Origin of the sequence: Agarivorans sp. QJM3NY_30, from assembly GCF_050870855.2 — a bacterium.
In the GTDB taxonomy this organism is placed as follows: domain Bacteria; phylum Pseudomonadota; class Gammaproteobacteria; order Enterobacterales; family Celerinatantimonadaceae; genus Agarivorans.
Genome location: NZ_CP194038.2, coordinates 3,673,691 through 3,687,740, shown reverse-complemented (window position 1 = coordinate 3,687,740; position 14,050 = coordinate 3,673,691). Strand labels below are relative to the sequence as shown.

13 protein-coding genes are annotated in these 14,050 nt (G+C 44.5%); 10 read left to right on the top strand and 3 right to left on the bottom strand.

What is annotated here, in order from left to right:
* Positions 1 to 143 precede the first annotated feature (143 nt).
* From sstT to ACRRSX_RS16785, 4 genes are all read left to right on the top strand, one after another.
* A complete protein-coding gene (gene sstT / locus ACRRSX_RS16800; protein ID WP_432452067.1) occupies positions 144 to 1,391 on the top strand; it encodes a serine/threonine transporter SstT in 1,248 nt (415 codons plus the stop codon).
* Positions 1,392 to 1,754: 363 nt separating this feature from the next.
* Positions 1,755 to 3,242, top strand: coding sequence for a sodium-dependent transporter (locus ACRRSX_RS16795; protein ID WP_432452068.1), 1,488 nt, complete (start codon positions 1,755 to 1,757; stop codon positions 3,240 to 3,242).
* 1 nt (position 3,243) lies between these two features.
* The gene (locus ACRRSX_RS16790) at positions 3,244 to 3,345 is read left to right on the top strand and encodes a MetS family NSS transporter small subunit (RefSeq protein WP_432452069.1); all 102 of its coding nucleotides are present in this window, start codon (positions 3,244 to 3,246) and stop codon (positions 3,343 to 3,345) included.
* Positions 3,346 to 3,699: 354 nt separating this feature from the next.
* On the top strand, positions 3,700 to 4,122 hold the full coding sequence (locus tag ACRRSX_RS16785; RefSeq protein ID WP_432452070.1) for a hypothetical protein: 423 nt from the start codon (positions 3,700 to 3,702) through the stop codon (positions 4,120 to 4,122).
* A 133-nt stretch (positions 4,123 to 4,255) separates the two neighbouring features.
* Here ACRRSX_RS16785 and ACRRSX_RS16780 read toward each other — a convergent pair whose 3' ends face one another.
* Positions 4,256 to 5,155, bottom strand: coding sequence for an HAD-IIA family hydrolase (locus ACRRSX_RS16780; protein WP_432452071.1), 900 nt, complete (start codon positions 5,153 to 5,155; stop codon positions 4,256 to 4,258).
* 313 nt (positions 5,156 to 5,468) lie between these two features.
* Between ACRRSX_RS16780 and ACRRSX_RS16775 the strand changes: the two genes are divergently transcribed.
* Positions 5,469 to 6,323, top strand: coding sequence for a carboxylate/amino acid/amine transporter (locus ACRRSX_RS16775; protein WP_432452072.1), 855 nt, complete (start codon positions 5,469 to 5,471; stop codon positions 6,321 to 6,323).
* 81 nt (positions 6,324 to 6,404) lie between these two features.
* Here the strand turns inward: ACRRSX_RS16775 and ACRRSX_RS16770 are convergent, their stop codons facing one another.
* On the bottom strand, positions 6,405 to 6,890 hold the full coding sequence (locus tag ACRRSX_RS16770) for a DUF2937 family protein (RefSeq protein WP_432452073.1): 486 nt from the start codon (positions 6,888 to 6,890) through the stop codon (positions 6,405 to 6,407).
* A gap of 436 nt (positions 6,891 to 7,326) precedes the next feature.
* On the opposite strand from ACRRSX_RS16770, the gene ACRRSX_RS16765 reads away from it, so the two are divergent.
* The 3 genes from ACRRSX_RS16765 to ACRRSX_RS16755 all read left to right on the top strand — a co-directional run bounded on the left by ACRRSX_RS16765 (position 7,327) and on the right by ACRRSX_RS16755 (position 10,231).
* On the top strand, positions 7,327 to 8,316 hold the full coding sequence (locus ACRRSX_RS16765) for a Gfo/Idh/MocA family protein (protein WP_432452074.1): 990 nt from the start codon (positions 7,327 to 7,329) through the stop codon (positions 8,314 to 8,316).
* A gap of 815 nt (positions 8,317 to 9,131) precedes the next feature.
* Complete coding sequence (locus ACRRSX_RS16760; RefSeq protein ID WP_432452075.1) at positions 9,132 to 9,599, top strand: VF530 family DNA-binding protein; 468 nt, start codon at positions 9,132 to 9,134, stop codon at positions 9,597 to 9,599.
* Between the two features lie 119 nt (positions 9,600 to 9,718).
* A complete protein-coding gene (locus tag ACRRSX_RS16755; RefSeq protein ID WP_432452076.1) occupies positions 9,719 to 10,231 on the top strand; it encodes an RNA methyltransferase in 513 nt (170 codons plus the stop codon).
* A 13-nt stretch (positions 10,232 to 10,244) separates the two neighbouring features.
* On the opposite strand, the gene trhO is transcribed toward ACRRSX_RS16755, so the two are convergent.
* On the bottom strand, positions 10,245 to 11,231 hold the full coding sequence (gene trhO, locus ACRRSX_RS16750) for an oxygen-dependent tRNA uridine(34) hydroxylase TrhO (protein WP_432452077.1): 987 nt from the start codon (positions 11,229 to 11,231) through the stop codon (positions 10,245 to 10,247).
* A gap of 253 nt (positions 11,232 to 11,484) precedes the next feature.
* On the opposite strand from trhO, the gene ACRRSX_RS16745 reads away from it, so the two are divergent.
* Together ACRRSX_RS16745 and ACRRSX_RS16740 are read left to right on the top strand one after the other, a co-directional pair.
* On the top strand, positions 11,485 to 12,423 hold the full coding sequence (locus ACRRSX_RS16745; protein ID WP_432452078.1) for a chemotaxis protein CheV: 939 nt from the start codon (positions 11,485 to 11,487) through the stop codon (positions 12,421 to 12,423).
* Between the two features lie 297 nt (positions 12,424 to 12,720).
* Positions 12,721 to 13,995: a hypothetical protein gene (locus ACRRSX_RS16740; RefSeq protein WP_432452079.1), complete on the top strand. Its 1,275-nt coding sequence runs from the start codon at positions 12,721 to 12,723 to the stop codon at positions 13,993 to 13,995.
* Positions 13,996 to 14,050: the final 55 nt, after the last annotated feature.

Here is a 14,050-nt window from a genome sequence, read left to right as displayed (position 1 = left end):
GTTTATGACTCGGCATAGCTTGGCTAAAAAAAGTTTTTGTGATGTGTCAATTTAATATCGATCTTTTGTTTAAAATTAGTGCTTCATACTATATGGTTGCGCCTTAACCAACAATATAGCTTCCATCAAGGATAATAAGAAGCATGAATCAACATTCAAACAACAACATATTTAGCTTTATAACTAAAGGTAGCCTCGTGCTACAAATCCTGATCGGTATTATCGCCGGTAGTATCTTGGCCGTTGTCGCGCCAGAGTTTGCCATCTCTTTAGGTTTATTCGGTAGCCTATTTGTTGGTGCACTAAAAGCGGTTGCACCAGTGTTAGTCTTTGTATTGGTGGCGGCGTCTGTTGCGAGCCATAAACGAGGTCAAGATACTCAACTAAAACCAATTATTTATTTGTATTTATTTGGCACCTTTGCCGCCTCGCTGACTGCAGTTGTCATGAGCTTTGTTTTCCCCACCGAACTGGTTTTGGTGAGTACCGATACCGTGGCTAATCCACCACAGGGGATCGGTGAAGTATTACATACCTTATTGTTTAAAATTGTGGATAACCCAGTGAGTGCCATTATGAATGGTAACTACATTGGTATTTTGGCATGGGCAATTGGCTTAGGCGTGGCGCTACATAGTGCTTCTGCAACGACTAAAGCTTTGTTTAATGATGTTGCGGATGGCGTCTCTAGCATCGTGCGTTTTGTGATCCGCCTAGCGCCACTTGGGATCTTTGGCCTGGTGGCAAATACTATCGCGCAAACTGGTTTTTCGGCGCTATGGGGCTACAGTCAACTGTTATTAGTGTTGATAGGTTCTATGCTGTTGATTGCTTTGGTGATGAATCCATTGTTGGTTTTCTACAAAATTCGTCGCAATCCCTACCCTCTTGTCTTTAAGTGTCTTCGTGAAAGTGGTGTGACTGCTTTCTTTACCCGTAGTTCAGCGGCCAACATTCCGGTGAATATGGATCTTGCTGAGCGGCTTAATCTGGATGAAGACACATATTCAGTCTCTATTCCGCTAGGCGCAACCATTAATATGGCAGGTGCCGCAATTACCATCACGGTGCTATCACTTGCAGCAGTACATACCTTGGGAATTCACGTCGATTTTGCGACCGCATTATTGTTGAGTGTGGTTGCTGCGGTATCTGCATGTGGTGCTTCGGGTGTAGCTGGTGGTTCATTGTTATTGATCCCGCTGGCTTGTAGTCTATTTGGAGTCTCGAATGATATCGCGATGCAAGTGGTTGCTGTCGGTTTTATTATTGGTGTATTACAAGATTCGGCTGAAACTGCATTAAATAGCTCTACCGATGTTTTGTTTACCGCCGCCTGTTGTATGGCAGCGGAAGAACCATATGCTCAGGTCGCAGAAGACCAACGCTAGGTTAATTTACTTGCAAGTAAGAACAGCGCCGTCAAGCGCTGTTTTTTTATTACTGCTGTCAGAGGTTGGCGTAGCCACCGGCCTATCGAGGCTCACTTCGATGGCGAACTGGTAAACCAAGGCGATTATTTCGATGATTTGAGTCCAGTGGGCTGAAGATGTGCGTCATCGTCATTAACTCAATAGATTGTGAGTTTTCTCTGTTTTCACAGATGATTATTTTATAGAATCGCCAGCTTCTGGCGGTAGATACTTATAAATATAATTTTCTCCAGTAGCACAACATTATTCATATATGGAAGTCAAAGTGCATTTTAAACAATTCTCTTTGACTTTCCGCTTAAGCAGTTTGAGGTAACAAATATGAAACGAGAACAATGGGGCTCTCGGGCAGGCTTTATCATGGCGGCAGTTGGCTCCGCTATTGGTTTAGGTAACATTTGGCGTTTTCCCTATATGGCATACGAAAATGGAGGGGGGGCATTTTTTATTCCCTATCTGTTTGCGATGTTGTCTGCGGGGATCCCATTTATGATCATGGAATTTAGCCTTGGTCATAAAATGCGTGGCGCCGCCCCTCGGGTATTTGCCAAATTGGGTCGACGACTAGAGTGGCTGGGTTGGTTTCAAGTCTTAGTGGCCTTTGTGATTGCGGTGTATTACGTAGCGGTGATCGGCTGGGCTATTTCCTACCTTGGTTTTTCTTTCTCACAAAGTTGGGGGGCAGATCCCAATACCTTTTTCTTCACCGAGTACTTAAAGCTTGGCGATAATAGCCCAAGCCGCTTAGGCGGCATACAGCTACATATTGTTGTACCTGTGATCTTGGCATGGCTGATCACTTACTCTGCAGTATTTACTGGGGTAAAAGGAGGCATTGAAAGAGCAAGTAAAATCATGATGCCGCTATTATTTGTCATGGTTTTGGGTCTCATTATTCGCATGGTGTTTTTGCCCGGCGCACTGGAAGGCCTAAATTACCTATTCAAGCCGGACTTTAGCAAAATTCTTGATGTTTCCGTTTGGTCGGCGGCCTATGGGCAGATCTTCTTTACCTTGAGTGTTGGTTTTTCAATTATGCTGGCTTATTCCAGTTATTTGCCAAAAGATTCCGATATTAGTAACAATGCCTTTATGACGGTGTTGATTAACTGTGGTTTTTCTATCATGGCTGGCATCATGATTTTTGGCATTCTAGGTTACATGGCTAATCAGCAAGGGGTTGCCATTACCGAAGTGGTGAAAGCGGGAGTCGGTTTAGCTTTTGTGACGATCCCGACAGCAATTAACCTGCTACCTGCGCCTTATATTTTGGGGCCTCTGTTTTTCTTCGCGCTCACCGTTGCAGGCTTAAGCTCGATGATCTCCATTATCGAAGCAGTCACTTCAGCTGTGATTGATAAGTTTGGTTGCGACCGTCGTAAAGCGGCCACTTTGGTGTGTGGTGTGGCTTTAATCGTATCCTTGGCCTTTACCTGTAACGGTGGTTTGTTGCTGTTAGATGTGGTGGATTACTTCATGAATAATGTAGGGATCTTAGGTAGCTGTTTATTGGAATTGCTGATTGTTGGTTGGATGCTCAAAGGCTTGCCTGAGCTTCAAGAATATGCCAATCGACGCTCCGAATTGAAAGTTGGTGACTGGTTTATTTGGTGCTTACGTTTTATTAGCCCTGCAATTTTGCTGATTATCTTAGCAACCAACTTTGTGTCGCTATTATCAGAAGGTTACGGTGGTTATAGCCAATTTGACTTGATGAGTTTTGGTTGGGGCCTCGTGGCAATTATGGCGGTGCTCGCAATTATTATACGTAAATTACCGACAGCTGAACTTACAGCGGAGGAAAACTAAGATGGAATTAAGTGCCATTGTGATGATGATCATCGGTTTGGGTTGTACTTGGGGCGGCGCGATATTTTGTATTCGCCGTGCCATGCAGGCAGATAAAGGCTAGTGGTTTAAACCTGCGATGAGTTAAAAGGCCAAGCACTTTGCTTGGCTTTTTTATATCGATATTATACCAATCTAACTCATTATCTGTTCATTCTTGCTCGGCTAAATCATCGCTAACTAGGTGATGTATCTTGGCATGAGAGCCACTCCTTACTGCGCTTCATGCCTCGTTATCGGCAGATTTACTCTGCGCAATTAGTTGTTCATATGATAAATCAGGTTGGTATTAAAGCGGTGCTTTCGGCGGAGCACCAGCACCTGTTGCTATCGAAATAAACAGAGTTAAGCTATTTTATTGATTTTATAGTTAATTTTTGCTTAAAATTGAGTCTCTATTGATATCTAAGGATGATGTGTGAAAGGAATTATTAGTGGTGTTTTATTGGCGCTGGCCTTAAGTGGTTGTGCGATGACAAGACCGAGTGTTGAAGAGGTCATAGCCAGTTACCATTCGGAGATCAATACTCCGTATAAAGAGGACATCCGTCAAGAGTTGACTCAAATGTGTGAGTACTATCATTATACGGAAATTAGAATCGAAGCAAGTTGCTACCTTTCTGGTGATGTTTTAGTGCGGAATGTGCGCCTCACCAATAATCGTTGGACCTGGAACCCTCAAGCCGCAACGAGTGTGACAAATAGAGAACTTCAATATTCGTGTCATGACACACTAATGGCCGATGCCCTTCAATCTGGTTTTGCCTTATTAATTAATTTGGAAGGGCCAAACGGTTTTGCTGGTAGGTTAAAAACCTATGACGATTGCTTAAATTTATAGTTTGCTGTTCGGTTGATTAAATAAAGGCTTCCGCTTTATGTGGAAGCCTTTATTAGTGGTGAATTGCTTGGTATAAGCAACACGGTCATGGATCTTTTTATCCTCATTTATCGCACTGTGTCTCGCGTCGTATTTAGATGCTTTTGAGTTGAAAGTGCGGGTGAATATTACTGCGCTGAATATGCGCATCAACATCTAAATCGCGTAGAAAACCATGCTGGGTCACCAATACGCTTTTAAATCCCATGGCGTTCCCACCTAAGATATCGGTATGCAGTGTATCGCCAATCATTGCAATACGCTGCCGGTTGATGTTTGCCAGACGCGGTTTAATTTTTGCTAAAACGGTGTCGAAAATTGGCGCGAAGGGTTTGCCAAAGCAGCGTACCTGTTCAAATAAATGTGCGGGTAGGGTTAATGTATAACTGCCGGGTTCTTGGGAAACTCCATTTTCTAAGGGGGCAATTAAGTCTGAGTTTCCAACCCAGACTGGACGTGGTCGGTCATTCAAGGCTTCAATAAAGCGTGCCTGACGCTGAGCATTCCAGGCTTGGCCACTTAAAAATAGAAACTCGTCGGCTTGCCAAAAAGCTTCATCTTCTGGGTAGTAGCAGGGGCGGGCTAAATCTAAACGAAACTCGGATAAGGTGATAATCCCTAGTGGACGGTCTGCTGGCTGCGGCATATGTTGCAGTAATACTTCACGACTATTGATGATTTCTTGGTCGCTAAAGTCGAAGCCGAGGCGAATGAATTTTTGAAGTAGTTGAGGTTTACTTTGAGTCGCCGCATTGGTCACCACATACACCAGTTTTCCGGCGGCTCGTAGCTTAGCGATTTGGGCTGCAGCCCCCGCAATGGCTGTTCCTCCAACGTTTAACACGCCGTAGGCATCAAATAAAAAAACGTCTATATCATCGACCAAATCGGTGATTTGTTGGATGGTTTGGCTTGAGGGGACGGGAACAATGGCGGGTAATCGTTGCGCCATATCCAAATAAGCGGAAAAGGCCTCGGCGGGACTAAAAAACATTGCTTTCACCTGTCTAAGATTAAGACCAGATTCTAACAAGAAGTAACAGCCGACGCGTAACTAAATCATTTCGTAACCGTCTTTTGGTGCGGGCATCGAGTGGTAAGGCGGTATACATTGGTTGTTTGCATCAAGTCGTGGACAACCGTACTTGGCATCCTAACTTAAGATAAATTGTCTGTGGATGCTTGCGAGGTATTTGCCGAAAGTGCTAAGCTGCCGCGCCTAAATTAAAGATTAACATCTTGTAATTTAAGTAAAATTAAAACATTCGTTCAATGGCCTATCTGGCCTATATCAAATTAGAGTGACTATGGCGTATTTAATTGCGATTACCTTGTTGTGGGCTTTTTCTTTTAGCTTGATTGGTGTTTATCTTGCTGGCCAAGTAGATGCGTGGTTTTCAGTGTTGATGCGAATTGCCCTTGCGACCTTGGTGTTCTTACCTTTTTTTAAATTTAGAGAGTTAGCTGCCAGTACCGCCTTGAAGTTGATGGCGATTGGAGCGGTGCAGCTTGGTTGTATGTATGGTTTTTATTATCAGTCCTTCTTATATTTGTCGGTGCCAGAAGTGTTGTTATTTACGGTGATGACACCGATCTATGTGACTCTCGTCAATGATGCCTTCGAGCGACGTTTTAATCAGCGTTTCATGTTAACTGCACTGCTCGCAACTATGGGGGCGGTGGCTATCCGTTATCAAGGCATCGATCAGGGCTTCATTACTGGCTTTTTATTGGTCCAGGGGGCCAATTTATGTTTTGCCAGTGGGCAAGTTGCCTATAAACGTTTGATGGCTCGCTTACCGGTAAAGTTGGCCCAGCAAACGGTATTTGCCTGGTTTTTTATCGGAGCTTTACTGGTGGCCAGTATGGCTTTTGCACTGCTAGGTAATACCCAAAACCTACCCAGCACAAACTTGCAGTGGGGGGTATTGGTTTATCTAGGGGTCATCGCCTCAGGGCTTGGCTATTTTGCTTGGAACAAGGGCGCAACCATGGTCAATGTTGGCGCCTTAGCTGTGGCGAATAACTTGCTGATTCCAGCGGGTATTGCGGTCAATTTGCTGATTTGGAATCGTGATGCCGATATTTTGCGTTTAAGCATTGGGGCGGCGATTATCCTCGGAGCCTTGGCATTGAATCAGCGTTGGGCGAGGCGGGTTTAGCCCAAGGTGCTTGAGCATATAGCGCTGGCGCAAGTTTGATGGCTGTATCACGCCGCTGGTAATGGCGGTTGTTTACGACTGCTAACGGGCTTTACTCAAGCGGCGGATTGGCCACATAAACAAGCCGCCAATTATCAGTGCCATTAATACACTGTAGCCCACAACCATCGGTTCAAGGGGGATGTCTGGTTTAAAGTTTTTTAAAACCTCGTTCAATCTTGACCAACGTGCTGGCGCAAAAATATAGATGGTTTTTTCTAGTAAGTTACCATGTTGGAGAACCTCAAGGGCTTGGGCTAAGTCAGCGAATTGGTGCAGAGTTTGTTGTTTTTGTTCAGCATCGGCTCTAACGGCGGGATTAGAGTTATGCTTAAAATCTTCGATCATGGCATCGACGTCGGCATAGTGATAAGCCGTCGCATTGCGTTGGTAACCTTCGACCTGAATTTTAGCCGCGCTATAGTAACCACTGACAAACTGTAAGTAGTGATTGCTCAATATCGGTAGTTGAAAAAAGACCAGTAATAGCGCAGTGAATATGACTTTATCTAGGGTGTTGAGTATCAAAGTCGATCCTCGCATCAAAGCCGAAACCAGTTTAGCTGGCTGGTTTAGTGATATTTTGAGTGTTTGATCCTACGCTGTTGCGATAATAAGAGTAAATGATTTTATCGTCTTGCATTTGGATATTTAAGTTGTGTCCGATAGGTAAACCGTAAATCGCGCTTTAGTCTTGTTTTTTGCGGTTTATTATTTTGAACAGAGGGAGCAAGATCCTGAAATAGTTTTATATTTTGTCACAATTTGCTCATTCGAATGCTCGACTGATTCGAGCTTTGAGTAGATAGATAGCAATTATTCAGGAATGTGGCGGATGTAACACCTGCGTAATGATTCTAGCAAATCTGCGCATGCTCGGTAGTTTGCTTCGTATATTTAAACCTAAATATTGCTCGGCTTTTATCGTTAGTATTCATTATTCTTGAAATAAAAGGTAAATCAGATGCAACAATCAAAACTAATCCGTTGGGGCATTATTGGTGTCGGTGATGTTTGCGAAGTCAAAAGTGGTCCTGCATTTTATAAAGCAAAAGACTCGCAATTGCTTGCGGTGATGCGGCGTAACGGCACAAAGGCCAAAGATTTTGCTTCGCGCCATCAAGTGCCACATTGGTATGACAATGCCGAGGCTCTGCTCGCCAATCCAGATATCGACGCGGTATATATTGCTACACCACCAGCACAACACAAAGATTACGCTTTAGCTGCGCTAAAAGCAGGTAAACATGTGTATATTGAAAAGCCGGTAACACTGAATGCGAAGCAGTGTGATGAGCTTATCGAGGCTCAAAAAACGGCTGCGACTAAAGTGGTTGTGGCACACTATCGTCGCCATGTACCTTGTTTTTTAAAAGTGGCTGAGTTGCTTAAGAATGGCGCCATTGGCCGGCCCTTAATGGTTCAAATCGATACACTTCAGCCAGCGGCATCAGATATTATTTCTAGTAGCGAAGACAATTGGCGGGTCAATCCTGAGATTTCTGGCGGTGGCTTATTTTATGATCTTGCTCCCCACCAATTAGACTTAATTCTGCAGTGGTTTGGCCCCGTCGTTTCAGCCCAAGGGCTTAGTGTTAATCAACAGCAACATTCAGCGGCTGATGACTGTACACATGGTTGGGCGTGTCTGCAGAATTCACTGATCCTACAAGGACGTTGGCATTTTGCGGTGCAAGCGCAACAAACTCGCGATGTTTGTGAAGTGATTGGTAGTGATGGCAAGCTCAGCGTTAATTTTTTTGGTGAGCAAGTGATTCGTTTAGAGAACGCACAAGGCACGCAAGAGTTTATGATTAACAACCCAGAGCACATTCAGCAACCCTTTATTGAGCAAGTGAATGCTTATTTTCGCGATGAGCGAGACAATCCTTGTAGTGTGAGCGAGGCGAGAGCAGTGATGGCCTTAATGGATTGCTTCGCTCAAAGGCAGTGAGTTATCGCCTGGTGAACTATATCCCCTGAACGTGTCGTCGCAAGGTCTTAGATCATGAGTCATACAGTCGGTAATGCCGATATTCAAGTGAACTACAAAACCAGATGTTATTGCGAGGCCGTTGGGTTGGTAGTCCGCCTTGTGATTGTTCAATTTGTGGTAGTAAAGGGGTCATGGTTGCCGCAGTGTAATTTGATGGCGCGGTGTGGTAACAGGTTACAATGTGCTGAAGCTTTAGCAATTTAATATCCATACTGCGCAGCATTACTTTATGTTCATACGCAGCTATCTACGCCGATCATCAAATTCTACAGGATATGGGATTTGTGTGGGCAGCTTAGGCGTGTGAATCGCTACGATTTAAGTGCTATGGTTGCGCTTGATGAGGGAATACCAATCTAACTAATTATTGTTCATTCATGCTGGACTAAATCAGTGCTAACTGCGTTATGTATCTTGTCATTGGAGCCACTCCTTACTGCACTTCATGCCAGGTTATCGGCAGATTTTTTCTGCCCAATAAGTTGTTCATATAATTAGTCATCGGCTTGACCGAAGCGTGTTATAAGCCTCGAAGCATCGCCAGATTGTATTGCGGTTTATGGCTGACGAATGCAACATGGGGAAGAACAAAGCGCAGATAACAGTGATGTATAAAAGCTGGCCGTAAAGTGCGGATTGCTTGCCTGATACCCACCAAAGATGGGTACGGTGCAGAATATAGTTTGGACTTCTTTGGCTTTGGCCTTACTCTTAGCGCTGAGTTGACTTGAGCTTATTGTTTTCAAGTCGTTATATTGAGCCCAGGACTTTCTATGAGCAATCCATACCACAACAATCCCTTACATGGCCTTAAGTTAGAAGTGCTTCTAGATGAAATTGTCGCCCATTATGGTTGGGAAACCTTAGCCTTTGCGATGAATATGAATTGCTTTAGAAACAAGCCTGATCTTGATTCTTGCCTAAAGTTTTTGCATAAAACCAAGTGGGCGCGTGAGAAAGTTGAGGCCTTCTATTTATATCGTTTTAAACATTTACCGCGGCCCGACGATCGTCAATATGCTTTGCCGCCGCGGGAGCGAATCATCCCCTCAGAGCAAAAACCAAGAGCGCCAGTGGTGATAGATATGAGTGCTCCTGCACAGCCGCAAAATAAGCCGAAGTCCAAGCGTAGCGCTAAGGCAAAAGTAAGCGCTCAGGGAAATGCACCCTACAAATCGCGCGATGTTAATCCCCGCGTCGATGATGACAAGCCTTTTGATCCTTGGGCTGCGTCTCGCTAAGTAGTCACAGTTTCGCTGCGTCTTTGTCGGTCTTCAGGTACAATTGACGACTTAATACTTGACTAAGCCTTGAGTGCTGTTAGTTAAGTCGGTTTAGTTAATTTTGTGCGGTACGATTTATGTCTCAAACTCTGGTCCATATTGGCCTAGTTAACCCTAAAAGTCCCAGTAATGTGGGCTCGGTGATGCGCGCTGCAGGCTGTTTTCAAGCGGATGCGGTCTTTTATACGGGGCAGCGTTATGCTCGCGCAGCTCGGTTCAATACGGATACGAAGAATCAGAGTTTGAATATCCCACTCTCGGGGGTGGATTCATTGGTGGCACAGGTAACACCAGACATGCAAATTGTTTGCGTGGAGCTGGTGGAAGGGGCCATTGCTTTGCCAGAGTTTACTCACCCAGAAAAGGCTCTTTATATTTTTGGTCCGGAAGACGGTTCGCTAAGTCAAACTGTGGTGGATCAAGCTGATTCGGTGGTGTATATCCCGAGCCAAGCTTGTTTGAATTTAGCGGCAACGGTGAATGTACTGCTCTACGATCGGCAGACCAAATTAGCCCAAGGCCTCGCAGGCGATCCACTGATCCGCAAGAGTCGCGATGTGAATAATCGCCTGAAGGCAAAGTCGCAGTGATGAGCAATAGTGGTTATTCAGCTGATTTTTCCCGTTGAGTTCGACGTAGGCGCAGTTTTTGTTTGCGCCGTTGCTCGCTGTGTTTGCTAGCTTCCATACCCACATGTTGTTCGCCGCGTTGCTTAGCCAAATTCACTTGTTTTTCACGTTCCATAAAGCGTTGCTTTTGCTGTTGGCTTTGTTGAGCATGACAATGTGGGCAACTGAGGCCGGGCACAAATAGTGGGCTTTGCTGTTGTGCAACGGAAACGGGCATTCTACAGGCTTTACAGAGCTGGTAATCACCTGGTTGAAGTTGGTGATCGACACTCACTCTTTCATCAAACACAAAGCAGTCGCCTTGCCATAGAGAGTCTTGCTCGGGGACCTCTTCTAGATATTTTAGGATCCCCCCTTCTAGATGATAAACTTCTTCAAAACCTTGCTGTTTTAAATAGGCGGTTGATTTCTCGCAGCGGATCCCGCCAGTACAAAACATCGCAACTTTTTTATGCTGCTTTGGATCTAGGTGTTCAGCAACATAAGCTGGAAATTCACGAAAGCTCTCCGTATTGGGATTTAGTGCGTTTTTAAAACTACCGAGTTCCACTTCATAGTCATTGCGGGTATCAACCAGTAGCACTTCAGGGTCACTGACTAAGGTATTCCAATCTTTTGGTTTAACATAGCTGCCCACGACTTTATTGGGATCGATACCTTCAATGCCCATGGTTACGATTTCTTTCTTCAGTTTGACTCGGGAGCGTTTAAAGGGTTGCTGTTCACTATAGGAGCGTTTTTCCGACAAATTGACCAAACGAGGATCTGCTGTTAGCCAATCGAGTACTTCTGCTATAGCGCTCTCTTGACCAGCAATGGTGCCGTTAAGGCCTTCTTCAGCAAGTAATAAACTACCGCGTACCTGATTATCTAGCATTATTTGTAGAAGGGGGGCTTGTAAGTCGCGAAAATTGTCTAAACGAACAAATTTATAGAGGGCGCAAATTGTGATTTGACTCATGCAGTTTCCTTGTTGCCAAGCGGGGCGTAAACCCGAAGCAATGGTTAAAAGCGGCCATTGTAATTAAATTGCTAATAATTGCAGCTATAATGTGAATCTATGTTGCGTTTTTGTGGTTGCTGTTTCGAGGAGACAAGTGGTAAAAATGTGTGCTAGGCCGCTAAATTAAGGTACCGTTGGTGCTAGAGATTTTATTGCTTAGCCTAAGACCGCTATACTCTATGGACTAAATATATTGAATAGGTTGGGTAGTATGTCAGGTGTTTTAGCCTCTGTGGATCAACGCACCCAGTTGGTGGGCGAAAATCGCTTAGAATTATTGATATTTAAACTCAACTCAATGCAGTTGTTTGCGATCAATGTATTTAAAGTGAAAGAGGTCGTGAAATTGCCTCGAATGAACAAACTACCCGGCTCACATTCCAATATTTCTGGCGTGGTTAGTAGTCGTGGTCATTCGATTCCGGTGATTGATTTACGTGCGGCCATCAAGATGCCTCCGTCTAAGACTCAGGAAGATTGTAATCTCATCATTACCGAGTACAACCGCACCGTGCAAGGCTTTATGGTGGGCGAAGTAATGCATATTGTGAACACTTCATGGAAGGATATTCTACCGCCACCTTCTACGGTAGGCCGGAGCAATTACCTTACTGCGATCACTCGTATTGAGCATGAAGATACCAATCGCATCGTCGAAATTATCGATGTTGAAAAGGTATTAGCCGAAATTGTTAGTTATAACGTGACTATCTCGGAAGAAGCCTTAGATTCTCAGGTTACAGAGTATTTGAACGGTAAACGTGTATTAGTGGTTGATGATTCATCAACTGCGCGGGGCCAAGTTAAGGCTACCCTTAGTCAACTCGGCATGGAGATCATTGAAGCTGAAAATGGTTTACAAGCCTTGAATATGTTGAAAGGCTGGGCCGATCAAGGCAAGTCGGTTTACGACGAAATATTGTTGATGATCACCGATGCAGAAATGCCGGAGATGGACGGATATCGTTTAACTGCAGAAGTCCGTGGAGATAAACGGATGAACGAGTTGTTCATTGCTTTAAACACTTCATTAAGTGGCAGCTTTAATGATGCCATGGTAGAAAAGGTGGGATGTGACCGATTTATTTCTAAATTTCAACCCGACCTTTTGGTCGATGTTGTACAGGAGCGGATGCGCCAATTGCTCTAACTGAGCGAGTACTTTTGGGCGCCTCTGTTGAGCTTTAAAGTTGCATTCGTTTCTTTGTAAATTGAAGATAAGCATCACGTTTCGTGGTGTTTTTTTTATTGTTACTTGTCGAAAATCTATCAAAAATGACTAGTTCAAACTAAAGTCTACCTATCTAGTTTATCATTTGTGACCCGCGCTTATTAACTGCAGGGCGATAATCACTGGAGGTTAACGAAGGCTGGCGGTATGAAGATAAATAGTCGATGGCTCATATTTTTGGTGAGCTTAAGTGTTATCACTTTATTGCAGTGTAAAATGACTGACAATATTCAGTGCTTGTACTTGATATTGATGGTGTTCCTAGTGATTTTGGGGTGGCATGGCTTGCTGCTAATCCCCATCGCTCAATCATCGCAAATCAGTGGGGCGATTCTTGTTTCTGAAGTAAATATTGCCAACAAGGGTATTGTCTTTAGCGTTGAGCACTCCGGTGGACGTGGTTCGAACCCGTCTAAGCAAAATGATGTAATGCAGAGTGGTCGCAAACAGTCCGCAGCGGATTGCTGTCGTGGAAAGCAGTCGGTGCAAGGTGGGATACAGGCGATTCAAGATTTACGCTCCGCTGTTAGCCATGTTGCCAGTGATCTCACAAGGCTTAAAAATAAGGCCTTTCAAGTTCAAAATTTTGTAGCGTTGACAAATGCGCTAGCGCAGCAGGCAGAGCAATTAGCCGATGATGCCCAGCAGACTGTTTTTAAAGCGGGTGAGCAGTCTGGTGAGCGGGCGGCGATGGCCGATCAGTTGAAGCTGTTCGCTAAGCATACTGCTCAGATCAGCGAAGATATTGCGGGTGCATTAACCAATTTTGGCGATGATACGGCGAATAGTCGCCAGTTGATGGCACACATGATCGATAAAATGGACACCGTAGAAGACTGTATTACACATTTCGAACGAGTATTGAGTCGCACAGAGAAAGCCGTAGAGGCGTTTGCGCAGATGCAGATAGAGCAATCGTTGCGGCAGCAAAGTGGTACTGGTGAGCTTATTTTTATGTCGCTTGATACCGATCAAAGGGATATGTTTGATCAACGGATCTTAAATCATGCTCGGGCTGCGGCAATGGCTTGTGGCGGTTTGCTCGAGCAGGCCTTAGTTGAAGAGAAATTTACTGAGTCGCAGTTATTTGAGCCTGATTACCAGCCCATCGAAAATACCGAACCAACCAAGTATAGCACTGCGTTTGACAGCTATACCGATCAACACTTCCCCGATGTACAAGATCCTATTTTGCAAGCCTTGCCCAATATCGTGTATGCCGGTGCTGTGGATAAGCGGGGGTATTTTCCAACTCATAATCGCTGTTATTCTCAAGCCCTGACGGGCGATTACGAACGTGATATAAAGAATAATAGAACCAAGCGAGTGTTTGATGATCCTATCGGGATCCGCAGTGCGACCCATTGCAAAAGTATGTTATTACAAACTTACAAGCGTGATACAGGTGAGGTAATGCATGATTTATCGGTACCAATTTGGGTTGAGGGAAAACATTGGGGCGCTTTTCGGATTGGATTCAAGCCGAGTTGAGCGATTTCATTTGCATAAAAAAACCAGCGACGTCGCTGGTTTTTTTATTGGTTTT

Bases quoted from the DNA above. Each gene is read 5' to 3' on its own strand.
- sstT (WP_432452067.1), top strand. From the start codon at position 144: ATGAATCAACATTCAAACAACAACATATTTAGCTTTATAACTAAAGGT.
- ACRRSX_RS16795 (WP_432452068.1), top strand. From the start codon at position 1,755: ATGAAACGAGAACAATGGGGCTCTCGGGCAGGCTTTATCATGGCGGCA.
- ACRRSX_RS16790 (WP_432452069.1), top strand. From the start codon at position 3,244: ATGGAATTAAGTGCCATTGTGATGATGATCATCGGTTTGGGTTGTACT.
- ACRRSX_RS16780 (WP_432452071.1), bottom strand. From the start codon at position 5,155: ATGTTTTTTAGTCCCGCCGAGGCCTTTTCCGCTTATTTGGATATGGCG.
- ACRRSX_RS16775 (WP_432452072.1), top strand. From the start codon at position 5,469: ATGGCGTATTTAATTGCGATTACCTTGTTGTGGGCTTTTTCTTTTAGC.
- ACRRSX_RS16765 (WP_432452074.1), top strand. From the start codon at position 7,327: ATGCAACAATCAAAACTAATCCGTTGGGGCATTATTGGTGTCGGTGAT.
- ACRRSX_RS16760 (WP_432452075.1), top strand. From the start codon at position 9,132: ATGAGCAATCCATACCACAACAATCCCTTACATGGCCTTAAGTTAGAA.
- ACRRSX_RS16755 (WP_432452076.1), top strand. From the start codon at position 9,719: ATGTCTCAAACTCTGGTCCATATTGGCCTAGTTAACCCTAAAAGTCCC.
- trhO (WP_432452077.1), bottom strand. From the start codon at position 11,231: ATGAGTCAAATCACAATTTGCGCCCTCTATAAATTTGTTCGTTTAGAC.
- ACRRSX_RS16745 (WP_432452078.1), top strand. From the start codon at position 11,485: ATGTCAGGTGTTTTAGCCTCTGTGGATCAACGCACCCAGTTGGTGGGC.
- ACRRSX_RS16740 (WP_432452079.1), top strand. From the start codon at position 12,721: ATGACTGACAATATTCAGTGCTTGTACTTGATATTGATGGTGTTCCTA.